Here is a 15701-nt window from a genome sequence, read left to right on the forward strand (position 1 = left end):
AAACTCTCTTCTATTCATTCAAATGTAAAGCCTCAAGTTTGTAAACTGAAGGTGATGGGGCAGCAAATCCGTTTTCCAAGATTTCAATATTCGTTACTGCTTCTTCATCTTTCACAAGTTTTGGTGCACCATTTACAATTGTGTCATACGCTGCATCATAGAAACGACCGTAATCACCAAGCGGCGGTTTAATTTGTTTTTCAATCCAGTCACCATTTGCATTACGATACTTAGCAATTCCATAATACATCGGCGAATCTTCACCAAATCCTGCACTCTCAGGCATAATACCCGCTTTCAAATCATTTTCCTGCTGATCTTCACCGTATTTAATAAAAGAGCCATTTGTTCCATGAACGATAAAGCGTGGATAATCTTTTGCTACGATATGGTTCGTTTTCAGCTTAATCTTCAACTGATTTCCATAATGTAGACCAACATCGAAATAGTTATCAACCGCACCTTCCACTTCATTATTACGAATATCGTATGTCACTGTATTTGGACGGCCGAATAGTGAAATCATGCGGTCCATCGTATGAATACCTAAACTGTAAAATGAACCTTCTTCTTTTGGAGCTTCATGAGTGATTGAACTAGGACGGAAATAATCAATATGTGATTCAATCTCAATAATATCACCAAGGAATCCTTGTTCAATTACTTGCTTCACAGCTAAAAAATCACCATCAAAACGGCGGTTTTGATAAGGCATAACGACTACACCTTTCTCTCGTCCTAATGCTAATAATTCTTTGGCGTGTTCTACTGTATCGCAAAATGGTTTTTCAACGATAACTGATTTTCCGGCTAGTATAACTTTTTTTGCTAATTCATAATGCGTATGTGCTGGCGTACAGATCGTCACGACTTGAATTTCTTTGTCATTCAACAATTCGTCCAAATCAGTAGTGAAGTAAACACCTCTTTCCTCATATGGAGCCGCTAATTCTTCATTTATTTGACGTACAAAAATCGTTTTTACTTTTATATTATTACGTGTCTTTAGATAAGGTAGGTGATAACGGTTAGCTGATTTTCCAAATCCAATAAAGCCCATTGTTAATGTCATGTTCTTCAACTTCCTTGCTCATAAATTTTCGTTTCTACATTTATTATATATTTTTTCTTTAAAAGTATATAGTTTTAATTTTAAAATTATATACTAAAAAGTCGAGATAGAAATCATTTTCTGATTCCCATCTCGACTTTACGTTATAGACTTATATCCTATCATCATTTTATTTATACTCAATGACTTGAGAGCTACTTGGTTACATGCTCTTATTCATACATATACGAACGTGTCATCGGAATTGTATCATTAATCCCTTTTGTAAATACAAATTGATGTAAATCAATATTACCTGTAAAGAACGAAGCTGCACATGCATTTAAATATAAACGCCACATGCGGATAAATCGCTCATCTTTCGTTTTACGAACTTCCTCTAGTACGTTTTCAAAATTTCGAGCCCAATGTTGTAATGTTTTTCCGTAATGTCTACGTAAGCTTTCTACATCCACAATAAAAAATTGTTCGTTTGTCATGTTCGTGATTAATTCGTTCACAGCAGGAACATACCCACCAGGGAATATATATTTTTCAATCCAACCATTCGTAGCACCACCATTAGCCGGAGAAGTAATGCAATGCAGCAGAGAAATCCCGCCATCATTTAATAATTTGTTAACTGTTTCAAAGTATTGCGTAATGTTGTCTTTTCCTACATGTTCGATCATACCTACACTAACAATTTTATCAAATTTATGATTCTTAATATCGCGGTAATCAAGTAAAGATACTTCAACTAAATCCGTAAGTCCCTCTTGTTTAATTCGCTCAGAAGTCTTAGCATATTGTTCCTCACTTAACGTTACTCCCATCGCTTTCACACCGTACTGTTTAGCGGCAGCTGTAATGAGTTCACCCCACCCACAACCGATGTCTAATAGCGTATCACCTTTTTGAAGGTTCAACTTTTTCAAAATATGATTCACTTTATTATGCTGCGCTGTCGTTAAAGAATCTTGCTCATTTTGGAAATATGCACAAGAATATGTCATTGTTTCATCAAGCCATAATTTATAGAAATCGTTCCCAATATCATAATGATGAGCAATATCATCTTTATTTTTTTGTTTTGAGAAATTCCATTTACTTTTGAAATATTGCAACTTACTATCACCTAAAAAGCTATCCTGCCTTTTATAAATAGATTGAATTGCTTTTTCAAGGTTACCCTCTATTTCAAGATCCCCATTCATATATGCTTCACCGAATGCAATAGAAGGATCCTTAGCGATTTCTTTTTTTGAAAGTGGCTTATGGAATGTTATGTGAAATTGAGGTTCCCCTTCGCCATATTGGATTGTTTCTCCATTCCAAAGTGTAATTTGAACTGGATCTGAAAACAGATTTTTGAGTATTTTTTTATAAAAAAGTTCTTCAACCATAAAAACATCTCCTACTAAAAAATTGAACAAAAAACTATACTAGTTAATAAGTCTTTTTGAACATAGCTTAAAATCGTTATTGTACTGACTTCTTGCTACGAGTGTCATTATAAAACGGTTATATTATGAAGCATAGTACGTACTTTAAAGTGATGTAGGCACTTTTAAGTACCCATGACTGAAACAGGTCCTCAAAAATTTTACTTTTCATCATAACAACTTTCTAAAGTTTTAAAACGAAAAACACCACCTCGTCATTAGGTGGTGTTTTCAATATTACATATAGAGATTTCACTTAACTTCTGTGTTTTTTCTATCTATGCATCGTTCTCCCCATACGGTCAATTGATTTAATACATTTTGCAAAGACCACCCATAATCAGTTAAGGAGTATTCTACTCGGGGTGGAATTTCTTTATAGATTTCACGTGTAATCACACCATCATCTTCTAGCTCACGTAATTGTTGCGTCAACATTCTAACAGAAATTTCAGGAATTAGACGCTGCAACTCGCTCGTTCGCTTTGTTCCTTTCGTTAAGTGACATAAAATGACGACTTTCCACTTTCCCCCGATAATTTCTAAAGTTGCTTCTATCGGTATATTGTATTGTTTCACACGATCTCCCTCCTTTTTTCTAAATTTCTTCTCTATTGTTACGTAAAAACAAATAATTTTCTATACGGCACATTTTAGTTCCTACAGCACAAAAAAGTACCTATATTACAAAAAAGTAATTATGCTGCTTAAAAATCTCCCTCTATACAAAAAGAAAAAACGAACGTATTCTCGTTCGTTTTTTCTTTCTTTATTCAACTGCGGTTATAAGCATAGACGTGTTACCATTCTTTTCAAGATGATTTTCTCCCCAGTTACAAAGAGTATCGAGTATAGAATCTAAAGAATGACCGTAATCAGTTAAAGAGTATTCTACTTTTGGTGGCACTTGGTTATACACTTTTCTCTCGATTACACCATCTTCTTCTAATTCACGTAATTGTTGCGTTAACATCTTTTGTGTAATACCAGACATTAATTGTTTTAATTCGCACGTTCTCTTTTTGTCTTTCTTTAAATGACAAAGGATAACTACTTTCCACTTTCCACCGATAACCTCTAAAGTTGCCTCTACAGGAATATTGTATGTTTTCATATAAAAATCTCCTTTAATAATTTTATAAGACAAATAAGCTAAAATATTTAAATATTACTTTTAAGTATCTATAGCACCTTAAAGTACGTACTTTTTACCCTGTTAAACATGTTTCATAATAGCATACGTAAACAGCAGATGAGTAGTACGGCACCAAAAAGTACCTGTATTACTTTTTAGTATCTATATCACTTTAAAGTACGTACTTTTCATTATGTAAAATACATTTCATAATAGCATTTGTAAGAGTTGAGTGAGTCATGCAGTGTTAGAAATTACCTGTTAGTACCTTTACTTTAAAGTGAGTATTTTTCTCATACATTTTGTCAGACGATAAAATGACATGTTTTCATTTTCACATCCATTCACAATGAATAAATAATTTTCAAATACATTTTAGGAGGATATCTATAATGAGTAAATTACTAAAAGAAAAAATCGGGTTTGGTACAGCACCACTAGGAAATATGTACCGTAATATCCCAGAGGAAGAAGCAATCGCTACAGTGGATGCTGCTTGGGAGAATGGCGTTCGTTACTTTGATACAGCTCCACTTTATGGATCTGGCTTAGCGGAGATTCGTCTTGGTGAAGCACTATCAAAAAGAAATCGTGATGATTACTTTTTAAGTACGAAAGTAGGTCGAACTATTTCGGATGAATTAGAAGATCCATCTGCACGTGATTTAGGTGAAAAAGGCGGGCTTTTCGAATTTGGTCGCAAAAATAAAATGATCAATGACTATAGCGCAGATGCAACACTTCGTTCTATCGAGCAAAGTTTGAAACGTTTAAAAACAGATCGTCTAGACTTTGTTTTCATTCATGATTTAGCACAAGACTTTTATGGTGATGCGTGGATTTCACAATTTGAAATTGCTCGAACAGGAGCATTCCGTGCGCTAACACGTTTACGTGAAGAAGGAGTCATTAAAGGCTGGGGGCTTGGAGTAAACAAAGTAGAATCAATTGAACTTATGCTTGATTTAGAAGAAGCGAAACCAAATATATCCTTATTAGCTGGTCGCTATTCATTATTAGACCACGAACGTGCATTGCAACGAGTAATGCCTGCATCTGTAAAGCATAATATGGATATTGTTGTTGGTGGCCCATATAGCTCAGGTATTCTTGCTGGCGGCGCTCACTTCGAATATCAAAAAGCATCGCCAGAAATTATTGCAAAAGTTGAGAAAATCAAAGCTCTTGCAGATCGTCACGAAATCAGCATCAAAGCTGCTGCATTACAATTTTCACTAGCAAATCCAGCAGTTGCTGCCGTTGTTCCTGGGGCAAGTAAACCGGAACGAATTGTAGAAGACCAAAACGCCTTAAATACAGTAATTCCAGCAGCATTCTGGGAAGAAATGCGCGAACAAAAACTAGTAGCACCTAATGCACCACTACCAATCAACGTAAAATAATTTGAAACCTTAATCAGTGGGGTCATCCCCACTGATTATTTGCTCGCAAATATCGAGATAAAAAGGAGCGTAATGAACATGGCACATACTACTACATCTATGGAAATTTTCGGTTCACCTGAACAAGTATGGCAATTAATCGGAGGTTTCAACTCCCTTCCAGACTGGTTACCTTATATACCTAGCAGTAAATTAACTGAAGGCGGTCGTGTACGTCATCTAGCTAATCCAGATGGCGATACAATTATAGAACGCTTAGAAGTATTCAATGATAAAGAACGCTACTACACGTATTCAATCATGAATGCACCATTCCCAGTCACTAATTATCTATCTACAATCCAGGTGAAAGAAGGTACTGAAAGTAACACATCGTTAGTAGAGTGGTCTGGTACATTCACTCCTGTTGAGGTTAGTGATGAAGAGGCAATAAATCTGTTTCATGGTATTTACAGCGATGGACTGAAAGCATTACAGCAAGCATTTCTAGATTAATTCATGTAATAAATTGAGACGAAAAAGTAAATTAACAGTCAAATATTCGATTTTTTTAGTTAAATTCATTATGAAAGATAAACTAATACAAATTTCATGCCTGCTTGTTATTGACAAGAAATAAAAAATACTACCTCCAAATGGAAGGTAGTATTTTTTTATTAATCAGGAAAAACAATTAATCCCTCTTCTTTTTCCTCCTGTTTTAAATCTTCTACTGGGAAGGTTACAGTTGAATTTTTATCACCTGTTCTTTTTGTTTCTTCACCTGGAAATACGAAAGTTGAATTTTCTTTTCCTTCATTTTTTTCTACGTTATCTGGAAATACCATAGGATCATTGGTAGTCAAATCACTATGAAATCCAAGGTTAGACAAAATTGCTTTTAAATCTGGTAAAACCCCTATTTTATCAGATGATGGGTTATTAGACTTTGTGCCTGTATTAGGATTACTTAAAATTGCTCTCAATTCTTTTGGTGTATATGCCTTACCTAAATGTTCTTTAGCAACCCCTTGAATCGATACAGCAGCCCCAGCAATTATAGGCGAAGCGCTAGAAGTACCACGGAAATTAGAAGTATAACGATTAATTATGTTCTGATCTGTAACTTTTTGTCCTTTACTATTTTGATTTTGATATGTATCTAATGTATCAACATACTCTCCCCAACCATATACATCAATTCTACTACCATAGTTAGAGAAAGCTAAACGTTTATGAGGAACTCTTGCTGTAGATGCTCCAACTATAATAGCTCCTGAATCTTTAAAGTCTGGACTATTTCGATTTAAAATCTGCTTACCATTACGGTCTTTAAATTCATCTAAATCAATCCCACCATTACCAGCTGCTTCTACAATAATAATGCCTTTATCTGTACCTTTGCGAATTGCGTTAAATATACTCGGGTATACTTCTACTGGTAAAGGGTCATCTCCATATCCATCATATTTAAAGGATTCTTCTATTAATAAAACATCTCCAGCCTGTAAAGAATCTACGGCACTTAAAATAGCATCTCTTACATCGATTCTCCCATTATCTCGGATCACTGAAATTACTTTTGCCTTTGCTTTTGGTGCAATCCCAATATTCCCAATCCCATTGTCAGCTGCCGAAACAACACCTAGAACTGAAGTACCGTGAGAAAGATCATTACTCATTTTTCCAGACATAAATTCAATATTTTGACCGACTAAATCTTCATGATTTAGTAACCAGCCTTCTTCCAAATCTACAAAAGTTGCTCCCTGGCCATTTCCTCCTTTAATTCCCCAAGCATAAGGAGCATTAATTCCTAAAGGTGCCTCTTCAAGATATCCCTGTCTTGAAAATCTAGGTTCATCATAAGGATTGACTGATAATACAGGCAATCTCGAGCCAGTTGTTGTGTTTATACTCTTATTAGAACGAACTTGTATTTTACTAGAATCGTCATTAGCAGCATATACTGTATTTGTTACAAATGTCGTACCTACCCCAGCAAAAGTTGTAATTGCAAGTGATGATATTAACATACCTTTAAATTTTTTCATTTTTCCACCTCTAGTTTTCTATTAGAAATAACATATTTAATAATGTGTATGAACTGAAAAGCATTTTATCTTATTATAAAAATTAATAGATTTTTATAGCTTTTTGATTTACATAAAAACTCCCTTCATTCTTGTAATTCAATGTGGACATTTCAAAATAATAAACTTACTGTAACTATTATAGTTACACCTCTATTAATTTTCAACTACGAAATATAAATTTTTAAAAATAAATTTATATTACTTTAAAACAGCACTAGCCTTTTACCCACATAAAGTGAAACTTTAATCAGGTTTTTTTTGTTCATCCCCCACTGATTATTAGCCCTCACCAATCGGGCATTTACGGGCAGTTAATGCGGGATAAAAATGCAAAATATCTGTCCAAATTACAGCAATCAATAAGTTTATGGACTACGAAAGAAATACGAAAAAGCAAAGCGATATCGCTTTGCTTTTTTTATAAAATCCCTTTTAACTTTTCACCAATTAACTTCGCTAGATACTCATAACCTTCTGGACCAAAGTGTAATCCATCTTTTTCATCATTTTCTACAAACCTTTTATAATTCAGTTCTTGAATCATTTCAGCATACAAATTTAGAAAATAGCTTCCTGTTTCTTTCGCCACTTTCTCCACCACGTCTGCATACTGACTAAGCACTCTATTTGTTCTATTATGCTGTCTTTCTTCATCAACTGGTGCAGGACTAATCAGTAGTACTTTATCTGATGAAACTTGGTTCACAATCTTCTCTAAGTTTTCTTTATATGCTTGTAATGACACTTGAGAAAAAGAAACTGCATCATTCGTACCAAGAAAAACTGTTACGAAATCTGGTTTATATAATATTACATCTTCTTCAATCCTATTTAACGCATCGAATGTATTATCACCTGGAACACCTGCATTCACTACTTTCCAGTTCGGAAACATCTCTTGCAAACGTGGTGTTAATCTCGGCATTCCATCATAAAACGTTTCATCAGCTGTAATACTATCTCCAAAACATACTAACTTTTTCATTAAGCTACTCTCCTTTTACGTATGAAACAACTTTCCTTCTATTGCTTTTATATATCTGTCAGCAGAACGTTCAACTGCCTCATTTGCATTTTCTTTTACTACTCGATGAAAAGCGTTGTATAAACGATTAAACTGTAACGGCTTCACTCGATTCACCATTTCTTCCACTTTTCTCGCTGGTAGTGGAATTAAGTTTGGATAGCTGTACATGAAGCTTACCCACCGCTCATCTGCTACAACTTGAATAATATCACCTGTTAACAAAATTCCTTTTCCGTCATTACCTTCTTCCCAATGTAAGACAGATCCACCTTTAAAATGTCCCCCTAAACGATGAATGACTAATCCATCAGCTAATTGTAAAGACTCACCAGACCAATAAATAATACGACTACTCGGACGCATCACCCACTCTTTATCATCTTCATGTATATAAATTGGTACATCAAATGTCTCTGCCCATTCTACTTGCGTTGAATAATAATGAGGATGAGACAATGCAACCGCATCTAATCCGCCAAGCTCTTTTATTTTCGTAATTGTCGTTTCATCTAAATACGTAATACAGTCCCACAGTAAACGATATGACTCTGTTTTCACTACAAATGCCGTTTGACCGATCGCAAATCCTGGTTTTGTCGTAATACTATAAAGTCCATTTTCCTCTTTAATTATTTCATTTTTATATGTATCATCTGTTTGCAAATTTTCTAAAGTCGTCCAAGACTGCCCTTTCGGATTCACATACTGCCTTTCTTCATCACAAATATGACAACTCACTGGTTCTTCTACACTCGCTGCATACTGCACGCCACACGTTGTACAAACGAAATTTTTCATCATAATTTCCCCTATCCCTAAATTTTTATTAAGCTGCTTTTTTATGTTCAATTAATAAACTTATAAAAGTAAGTAAATAGACAAATGTAACCGATAATGGAATTACAGTAAATCCTTTTTCGCTTCTACAACATTCATCTCACCATCTCCCCTAAAAATATTTGTACTATAAAGTCACCTCAACCTCACCCATCCAATAACGCCAAGCTGCTAAATAATCTTCTAAATCTTTCGGGTGGTGCCGTAAACATGTATCTATACGCAAATATAATCCTATGACTATCTCTTCATATAAATCACGGTCATTTTTATGAAATACACATTGTTTCATCGCATAACCAATCGTTTCTTTTGTTAAATCTTCCGGAGTTGAACAGAACGCATAAATTAAATCATATATAGAATCTCCTAACACTGGTAAAGGATCAATTACACCGTGCAGTTTATTCTCTTGAAATATAAAATTATGAAATCCAAGATCACCATGCAATAAAAATGGCTGATTTATTCCAGTCCCCCTACTTGGACTATTTGCTAACTTAAAAACCGTTCTATACGCTTCCTCACTTATGTAACGTCTTACATTTTCATGAGCTTCCATCACATTTGTCGTTAAAAATTCATTCCAAGATTGAACTAGGTTTTCTTTCCATCCCCAGCCATCAATCTCTGTAGCTACTTCATACTTATTGATAACTTCCTTTACAAGTTTACAAAGAACGCTCCGTTTATGGCCTAGTTTGCAAAAAGTTGTGCCCTCAAGGAATGAGTAAACAATATAGCGATTTAAAGGTTCCTTATAAAAAAGCTTTGGAAATAATTCATCCTTTTTATAAAACTGAAGAAAATAAGCTTCTTCACGTATGACATCCGATTCATTCAACTTTACAACGTATTGTTCATCTAACAAATATATAGTACTTGTTGTTCCCCCGTTTAACACTTTTACACTATTTGGATAATGTGAAATCACTTTCTCCTTAACTAGTTGTGCAGTGATTATTGAAATATCCATTCTCTCACCCTTTAACTCCGAATATTCCCTTAATTCAAAAGACAACTTTACTATTATTTGACAAACATAAGGGAATTCCTCCTAAAAATCTTAATATAACAAAAGATAATTTTATCTCATTGCAACTGCGTCTTTCAATATTCCATCATATAGTTCATTCCATTGATGGTAATGCGATGTAATTTCTTCACTCCAAATGTTCTTCATTTAATCTAGTAATTTCTATTGAATTATCTCTTTCTTTTAACTTATGAGCCAAACTTTCTACACCAAACACTTCTGTAAACGTATGACTGCCTACAATTAAATTAATCCCTTTAAATTTCGCATGTTGCACTGTATATAATGTTTTTTCACCTGTTATGTACGTGTCACACCCTTTTTCTAATGCACGTTCAATCAAATTTGTATTGTTTCCTGCACCGGTTAAAATCGCAATCCGTTTTACTGGTTTATCGTGATTTCTCCAGCTCTTCACTTTCTCTTCCATTCTTTCTTCAAGTTTTCCAACTAAGTTTGAAAAAGGAATCGCTTCTTTATATTCTCCTATTCCCGGTAGTTCTTCTTCCTCATACGTGGAATATTCCAGTATTGTATCTATCCCAATTCCGTTAAATAACGATGTACATGTGCCAAACTTTACAAAATCTAACGGCAAATGAACCCAAAAATGATTCATTTCATATTGCTTCAATTTCTCAATACAAGCCTCTTCCATACCAAATAAAAAACTCCACGGCGCATGATGTGTAACTATCATATCGACTCCATTTCTATACGCTTCTTCAATAGTTTCTAACGTTAAATTTGTTGTGTAACCGATTTTGTGAAATTCATCTTTACTTATATGAGTAAAACCATATTCATCATCGCCGTATTTATGAAGATGCTCTCCAAATAGTGATGTTATATGTTCGTTAAACTGCTTTATATTCATTTTATTTCTCCTTTCATTTACTTTTATATTTCAAAAATAAGGAAATACTAAATAAAAACGTTACATACATATAGGAGGACACCATGAAACCTGAATTTTTAAAAGCTGTACATGATGCCATTGGAAACGTCGAACATATTCATATAGAAGAAAGCGGTGCTGACAGCTTACTTATCCATCATGATGATGCACAGCAATTACAACAAGTTGCTGTGGCGTTAGAAAATAATAATTTCCGCTCCGCTTTAAGAACAACTGGAAATGCTTCGTATATTGAAGTATTGAACAGATAGTGAAAGTCCGGATGTATGCCGGGCTTTCTTTTTTTATATTGAAACTTCAAACTCTTTCACATACACCGCTGTTCCAGCAATATCTATTTGTAACTTTTCGTTTTCTATCCCTTTCGTTACATAAACAGTTACACGGCCATCTTTATTTATTTCCTGTCCTTGCTCAACGATTAAACCCAATTCATGTTCAAAATCTTTCTCTAAATACTCCGCATAATACGCTCCCATTACACCTGAAGCTGTTCCTGTCACTGGATCTTCAATCGTCCCAGCATAAGCTGACGAGAAATGACGGCCATGCATTTGTGCTAGTTCATCATAAGTTTCTAGACATATTGGGTGAATAGAAGCATTAGGTATTTCTTTTAATACCGATGGAAATGCAGCATTATTAGGTTTCATTCTCTCACACGCATCTAGATTTTTAATCGGCACAATTACAGTCCAGTTTCCTGTACTTCCATATACTATCGGTAAACTTACATCTAAATCATTTACTTCTAAACCGATACTATGAGCTAATTCTTCTTTTGAACCTGCAAAATCTTTAAACTGAGGTGCTGTCTGCCTCATTTTAATAAAGGTTTCTCCATTTTCATTTACACCTATTTGTATCGGTAAAATCCCTGCCTTCGTTTCAATCGTAAGGTTACTTTTCTCTTCTAATAAACCTTTTTCGCGCAAGGCATATATCGTCCCTACTGTCCCATGACCACATAAATCCATTTCAAAACCAGGTGTAAAATAGCGCATTCTTATATCTCCTACTTCTGAGGAAAGAACAAAAGTTGTTTCGTTATATCCAACTTTTTCAGCAATAATTTGCATTTCCTCTTCCGTTAATCCATCTGCTTCTAATACAATACCTGCTGGATTTCCCTTATTTGGTTTATTCGTAAATGCGTCGTAATGAAATACGTTTATAGTCTTCATTTTCTTTCCCCTTATTTGTCCATTTCTTTATTTTTATAATCAATAAGAAAATTGATCTAACCAACTTTCATAATCATCATTTTGGAACGGACGGATCATCAGTCTCTCTGTCTCTACCTGTAATAGAGGTAGCTTCATTTATATCTCTTCCCTCAATTATTTTTTGAATATTCTTTATTATCTTACACAAAATACAAAATCTAGTAAATCATTATGTTTTTGATACATAAAAACCCAGTCATGCCTTATACATAACTGGGTTCTCCATCGTTTTATAATTTTCTATTTCACAAGAACCGCATCTCGTAATTCCCTCTTCAACACTTTTCCTAAAGCGTTTTTCGGTAACTCGTCTATGAATACTACTTCTGGTATTTTATAACTTGCTAACTTCTCCTTACAATACTGAATAATACTTTCTTCTGTTAATGTTGTTTCACCATCCTTCACAATGTAAGCTCTTGGAACCTCTCCCCAAAAGTCATCTGGAACTCCAACTACTGCAACTTCTAAAACACCATGTATTTCATGAATAACATCTTCTACTTGATCTGGATATACGTTGTCACCACCGCGTATAATAACGTCTTTATATCTTCCCATAATATGCAGGAATCCATCATCATCTATCATGCCAGCATCGCCCATGTTAAACCAGTTATCTTTTACTACCTTCTTTGTCGCCTTTTCATTATTCCAATACCCTTTAAACATGTATGGACTTTTCACATGAATCTCTCCAACTTCATTTGTTGTTAGTTCATGTCCTGTTTCCGGATGAACAATTTTCACCTCTACATTTTTCAAGGTTTTTCCTACAGAAGACATCTTTTCTTTTCCCATCATTGGATGCCATGAGGTTACAACCCAACCTTCTGTACTACCATAACCTTGCACCATATAGATTCCTTTTTCCATATATTTTTGAATGAGTGTTTCTGGCACTTTTGTACCACCGCTTTGTGCTACTTTAAAGGTTGAAATATTACGTTCTTTTTTATTTAATTCATCAAGCATGTAACTATAAACAGCAGGGAACGCAAGCATCGTAGTAATTTTCTCTTCTTCAATCTTATCCCAAATAATAGCAGGATTCGAATCAGCTAAGAAAATCATCGTAACGCCATGATAAATACAATTTAAAATAGAAAGCACGCCACTCATATGGAACAATGGATGCACAGATAAAAAGCGTTCACCTGCTGGGATTTCTCTTTGTCCCGCAATTTCAGCAAAATAGTGATGTAAGTTTTTATGTCCAATTACACATGCTTTCGCCTGTCCAGTCGTTCCTGAAGTAAATAAGTAAATGGCGTCGTCTTCTTCATGAACTTCTACGTTCGGTTCTGTCGTTGGCTGTTTTTGCAGCTCTAATTCAAATGAACCAAAACCTTCTTTTGTCGTTTGAATTACATAAGGAATTTCTTTAACAGCATCAACATTTAATAACACTTCACTAAATTCTTCATCAATAACTAACACTTTTAATTTCGCTTCTTTTACAATTGTTTCTAATTCATATACAGTAAGCTGATGATTTAGCGGAATAAATACCGCTCCAATTTTTAAACTTGCCATCATAACGCTTGGAAATGGGTGATTATTTTTGCATAGTATTCCTATACGATCTCCTCTTTGCACACCATTATGTAACAAATAATGTGCAAGCTGATTTACTCGTTCATTATATTGCTGAAACGAATATCTTTTCTTCCCTCCTACAAGCGCTTCCAAATTTGGTGACTGCATTGCTCTCTTTTGTAATAATTGTCGCATCGTTCTCAAGTAAAACTCCCCTTTATATATGTTAGGTTTTTTATTTTACCAGATTAACTATTAATTTACTAAAGATTACACTTAGTGAATATAAGAAGAATATAAAATAGCCATTTACTTCACAAGTAAATGGCTATTTTTCATTATATATTAGAATACTTCTTGTTCATTACATATTGCACATACTCAGGTGCACTTTTATCAATCTCTTCATCACTTAGTTTATATTCTGCACCATATAAATAAAAGGAAGGTATAAATTCCATACCTGTATATAGGCATGTAGCTTGGAATGGTTTCGTCAACTCATCCATTGTAATCCCACTATTTTCATAGTCTTTTTCTAATCCACCTATAGAAATAGCTACACCAAATTCTTTCCCCTTCACTTTATCTCCTTGTGATCCGTACGCAAATCCATATGTTAATACATCATCGAACCATTTTTTTAATAATGGTGGTGAGCTGTACCAGTAAAGCGGAAATTGAAATATATATCTGTCATGTTCTACTAATAACTTTTGCTCTTGTTCAATATTAAACTCCCAATTTGGTGCCACCTTATATAATTCATGCACCGTAATTTCATCTGAATGTTTCTCAAGTTCTTCTATCCATCTTTTATTAATTTTTGATTTTTCAATATGAGGGTGTGCTACAATTACAAGTGTTCTCATCATTTTCCAGCCCCTTTATAAATTAATCAATCCTTTACGTATTAGTATGAATGAGTTACATATAATTGAAAAGTACGTACTTTCAGGTACTATAGGAACCTTGAAGTACCTTTGGAGGTGTTATATGAATCAAAATGATGATTGCCCAATTGCAACAACACTCGATGTAATCGGTGGAAAATGGAAAGTTCATATTTTATGTATTTTGTCGGATGGGAAAATGCGAACAAATGAAATTAAACGAGAAATCCCAAACATTACACAAAAGGTTCTTACACAACAACTTCGGCAACTTGAAGCTGATGGGATTATCTATCGTACCGTATATCAAGAAGTACCACCAAAGGTTGAGTACACCATAAGTGAATACGGAAAATCTTTAATGCAAATAATGAATGATCTGTTTGAATGGGGAAAAGATCATCAAATTAAAAGATTACATGACTAAAAAAGCACTATATACTTTGTTTAATCCTCTACGTTCATATTTTTTATTTCTATAAAGTTTATTTTCATCATTTTTTAGCTAACTTGTTTTCTTAGATTGATGGACGTGACCCCACATCCATCAATCTAAAAAGATACAATTAGAAAAATGAGATTTCTATAAAGTTTCGCATATAAACACTACTTCCGCCTCATTAAGCGCTCGCTCTACTTTTTCTAATCTCAATTGTACGTAAGCTATAAAGAAGCACCCCTAAACCGAGAATTTTTTCATTATTAGACGCATTAGAACCTAAGGTAATAGTAGGTACATTTAAACCCATAAACCTTTCACTCCATTCTATAGGCATATAAAAAGATACTCCTTAAAAATAAAAAACGCTATTCTCTCTGTAAAATCATAGATGGTCTGACCCCATTTGGTGAGACAAAGAAAAAACACCTAGATAACATGTTTCCTATAAGCTATAGGTGACATATTATCTAATCTTCTCTGAATCCGTTCATTATTATAGTAGTGGATGTATTCATCCACAGTTTGTATTATACTATCATTATTCGATTGTTTTATATTTTGCGCATAGAATCCTTCGGATTTCAAATGAGAATGAAAGGATTCTATGAGGGCATTATCATGGCAGTTTCCTGTACGAGACATGCTTGTGATAATGCCTTTTTCTTTGGCATAT

At 34.2% G+C, this 15701-nt stretch carries 18 protein-coding genes and 2 pseudogenes; 4 read left to right on the forward strand and 16 right to left on the reverse strand.

Annotated elements, in window-relative coordinates; translation table 11 throughout:
- Positions 1-10: 10 nt before the first annotated feature.
- The 4 genes from ACUN13_RS19205 to ACUN13_RS19220 form a co-directional block, all read right to left on the reverse strand.
- Entirely contained in the window at positions 11-1072 is a 1062-nt protein-coding gene (locus ACUN13_RS19205; RefSeq protein WP_445423911.1) for an oxidoreductase, read from the reverse strand.
- Between the two features lie 212 nt (positions 1073-1284).
- Complete coding sequence (locus ACUN13_RS19210) at positions 1285-2457, reverse strand: cyclopropane-fatty-acyl-phospholipid synthase (protein WP_000229037.1); 1173 nt, start codon at positions 2455-2457, stop codon at positions 1285-1287.
- 291 nt (positions 2458-2748) lie between these two features.
- Entirely contained in the window at positions 2749-3075 is a 327-nt protein-coding gene (locus tag ACUN13_RS19215) for a winged helix-turn-helix transcriptional regulator (RefSeq protein ID WP_000816335.1), read from the reverse strand.
- A gap of 190 nt (positions 3076-3265) precedes the next feature.
- A complete protein-coding gene (locus ACUN13_RS19220) occupies positions 3266-3610 on the reverse strand; it encodes a winged helix-turn-helix transcriptional regulator (RefSeq protein ID WP_000860821.1) in 345 nt (114 codons plus the stop codon).
- 413 nt (positions 3611-4023) lie between these two features.
- On the opposite strand from ACUN13_RS19220, the gene ACUN13_RS19225 reads away from it, so the two are divergent.
- Complete coding sequence (locus ACUN13_RS19225) at positions 4024-5034, forward strand: aldo/keto reductase (protein ID WP_000040527.1); 1011 nt, start codon at positions 4024-4026, stop codon at positions 5032-5034.
- Positions 5035-5112: 78 nt separating this feature from the next.
- The gene (locus tag ACUN13_RS19230; RefSeq protein ID WP_000951521.1) at positions 5113-5529 is read left to right on the forward strand and encodes an SRPBCC family protein; all 417 of its coding nucleotides are present in this window, start codon (positions 5113-5115) and stop codon (positions 5527-5529) included.
- A gap of 161 nt (positions 5530-5690) precedes the next feature.
- Here the strand turns inward: ACUN13_RS19230 and ACUN13_RS19235 are convergent, their stop codons facing one another.
- The 6 genes and pseudogenes from ACUN13_RS19235 to ACUN13_RS19260 all read right to left on the reverse strand — a co-directional run bounded on the left by ACUN13_RS19235 (position 5691) and on the right by ACUN13_RS19260 (position 10886).
- Positions 5691-7067, reverse strand: coding sequence for a S8 family peptidase (locus tag ACUN13_RS19235; protein WP_445423912.1), 1377 nt, complete (start codon positions 7065-7067; stop codon positions 5691-5693).
- A gap of 460 nt (positions 7068-7527) precedes the next feature.
- Positions 7528-8094: an SGNH/GDSL hydrolase family protein gene (locus ACUN13_RS19240; protein ID WP_000737390.1), complete on the reverse strand. Its 567-nt coding sequence runs from the start codon at positions 8092-8094 to the stop codon at positions 7528-7530.
- Positions 8095-8109: 15 nt separating this feature from the next.
- A complete protein-coding gene (locus ACUN13_RS19245; protein WP_002182907.1) occupies positions 8110-8937 on the reverse strand; it encodes an MBL fold metallo-hydrolase in 828 nt (275 codons plus the stop codon).
- A gap of 25 nt (positions 8938-8962) precedes the next feature.
- Positions 8963-9058, reverse strand: a pseudogene (locus ACUN13_RS19250) (DUF7010 family protein); the annotation flags it as partial.
- A 42-nt stretch (positions 9059-9100) separates the two neighbouring features.
- Positions 9101-9949 (reverse strand): aminoglycoside phosphotransferase, encoded by an 849-nt coding sequence (locus tag ACUN13_RS19255; RefSeq protein WP_002164480.1) that lies wholly within the window; start codon positions 9947-9949, stop codon positions 9101-9103.
- 187 nt (positions 9950-10136) lie between these two features.
- Positions 10137-10886, reverse strand: a complete 750-nt coding sequence (locus ACUN13_RS19260) for a Nif3-like dinuclear metal center hexameric protein (protein WP_001022442.1) — start codon at positions 10884-10886, stop codon at positions 10137-10139.
- Between the two features lie 83 nt (positions 10887-10969).
- On the opposite strand from ACUN13_RS19260, the gene ACUN13_RS19265 reads away from it, so the two are divergent.
- Complete coding sequence (locus ACUN13_RS19265; protein WP_000801655.1) at positions 10970-11179, forward strand: hypothetical protein; 210 nt, start codon at positions 10970-10972, stop codon at positions 11177-11179.
- Between the two features lie 33 nt (positions 11180-11212).
- On the opposite strand, the gene ACUN13_RS19270 is transcribed toward ACUN13_RS19265, so the two are convergent.
- The 4 genes and pseudogenes from ACUN13_RS19270 to ACUN13_RS19285 form a co-directional block, all read right to left on the reverse strand.
- Complete coding sequence (locus ACUN13_RS19270) at positions 11213-12112, reverse strand: PhzF family phenazine biosynthesis isomerase (protein ID WP_000849323.1); 900 nt, start codon at positions 12110-12112, stop codon at positions 11213-11215.
- Between the two features lie 45 nt (positions 12113-12157).
- Positions 12158-12250 (reverse strand): annotated as a pseudogene (locus ACUN13_RS19275) (GNAT family N-acetyltransferase); the annotation flags it as partial.
- A gap of 144 nt (positions 12251-12394) precedes the next feature.
- Positions 12395-13888 (reverse strand): class I adenylate-forming enzyme family protein, encoded by a 1494-nt coding sequence (locus ACUN13_RS19280; RefSeq protein WP_080016875.1) that lies wholly within the window; start codon positions 13886-13888, stop codon positions 12395-12397.
- A 143-nt stretch (positions 13889-14031) separates the two neighbouring features.
- The gene (locus tag ACUN13_RS19285; RefSeq protein WP_002164479.1) at positions 14032-14565 is read right to left on the reverse strand and encodes an NAD(P)H-dependent oxidoreductase; all 534 of its coding nucleotides are present in this window, start codon (positions 14563-14565) and stop codon (positions 14032-14034) included.
- Positions 14566-14689: 124 nt separating this feature from the next.
- Here ACUN13_RS19285 and ACUN13_RS19290 point away from each other — a divergent pair, with 124 nt between their 5' ends.
- The gene (locus ACUN13_RS19290; RefSeq protein ID WP_001072958.1) at positions 14690-15013 is read left to right on the forward strand and encodes a winged helix-turn-helix transcriptional regulator; all 324 of its coding nucleotides are present in this window, start codon (positions 14690-14692) and stop codon (positions 15011-15013) included.
- Between the two features lie 193 nt (positions 15014-15206).
- Here ACUN13_RS19290 and ACUN13_RS19295 read toward each other — a convergent pair whose 3' ends face one another.
- Together ACUN13_RS19295 and ACUN13_RS19300 are read right to left on the reverse strand one after the other, a co-directional pair.
- Positions 15207-15362 (reverse strand): hypothetical protein, encoded by a 156-nt coding sequence (locus ACUN13_RS19295; protein WP_001121201.1) that lies wholly within the window; start codon positions 15360-15362, stop codon positions 15207-15209.
- Between the two features lie 92 nt (positions 15363-15454).
- A partial coding sequence (locus ACUN13_RS19300) for an IS3 family transposase (protein WP_445423913.1) occupies positions 15455-15701 on the reverse strand: 247 nt, incomplete at its 5' end.

The organism is Bacillus cereus group sp. Bce041, from assembly GCF_052646455.1.

Bases quoted from the DNA above. Each gene is read 5' to 3' on its own strand.
- ACUN13_RS19205 (WP_445423911.1), bottom strand. From the start codon at position 1,072: ATGACATTAACAATGGGCTTTATTGGATTTGGAAAATCAGCTAACCGT.
- ACUN13_RS19210 (WP_000229037.1), bottom strand. From the start codon at position 2,457: ATGGTTGAAGAACTTTTTTATAAAAAAATACTCAAAAATCTGTTTTCA.
- ACUN13_RS19220 (WP_000860821.1), bottom strand. From the start codon at position 3,610: ATGAAAACATACAATATTCCTGTAGAGGCAACTTTAGAGGTTATCGGT.
- ACUN13_RS19225 (WP_000040527.1), top strand. From the start codon at position 4,024: ATGAGTAAATTACTAAAAGAAAAAATCGGGTTTGGTACAGCACCACTA.
- ACUN13_RS19230 (WP_000951521.1), top strand. From the start codon at position 5,113: ATGGCACATACTACTACATCTATGGAAATTTTCGGTTCACCTGAACAA.
- ACUN13_RS19235 (WP_445423912.1), bottom strand. From the start codon at position 7,067: ATGAAAAAATTTAAAGGTATGTTAATATCATCACTTGCAATTACAACT.
- ACUN13_RS19240 (WP_000737390.1), bottom strand. From the start codon at position 8,094: ATGAAAAAGTTAGTATGTTTTGGAGATAGTATTACAGCTGATGAAACG.
- ACUN13_RS19245 (WP_002182907.1), bottom strand. From the start codon at position 8,937: ATGATGAAAAATTTCGTTTGTACAACGTGTGGCGTGCAGTATGCAGCG.
- ACUN13_RS19255 (WP_002164480.1), bottom strand. From the start codon at position 9,949: ATGGATATTTCAATAATCACTGCACAACTAGTTAAGGAGAAAGTGATT.
- ACUN13_RS19260 (WP_001022442.1), bottom strand. From the start codon at position 10,886: ATGAATATAAAGCAGTTTAACGAACATATAACATCACTATTTGGAGAG.
- ACUN13_RS19265 (WP_000801655.1), top strand. From the start codon at position 10,970: ATGAAACCTGAATTTTTAAAAGCTGTACATGATGCCATTGGAAACGTC.
- ACUN13_RS19270 (WP_000849323.1), bottom strand. From the start codon at position 12,112: ATGAAGACTATAAACGTATTTCATTACGACGCATTTACGAATAAACCA.
- ACUN13_RS19280 (WP_080016875.1), bottom strand. From the start codon at position 13,888: ATGCGACAATTATTACAAAAGAGAGCAATGCAGTCACCAAATTTGGAA.
- ACUN13_RS19285 (WP_002164479.1), bottom strand. From the start codon at position 14,565: ATGAGAACACTTGTAATTGTAGCACACCCTCATATTGAAAAATCAAAA.
- ACUN13_RS19290 (WP_001072958.1), top strand. From the start codon at position 14,690: ATGAATCAAAATGATGATTGCCCAATTGCAACAACACTCGATGTAATC.
- ACUN13_RS19295 (WP_001121201.1), bottom strand. From the start codon at position 15,362: ATGCCTATAGAATGGAGTGAAAGGTTTATGGGTTTAAATGTACCTACT.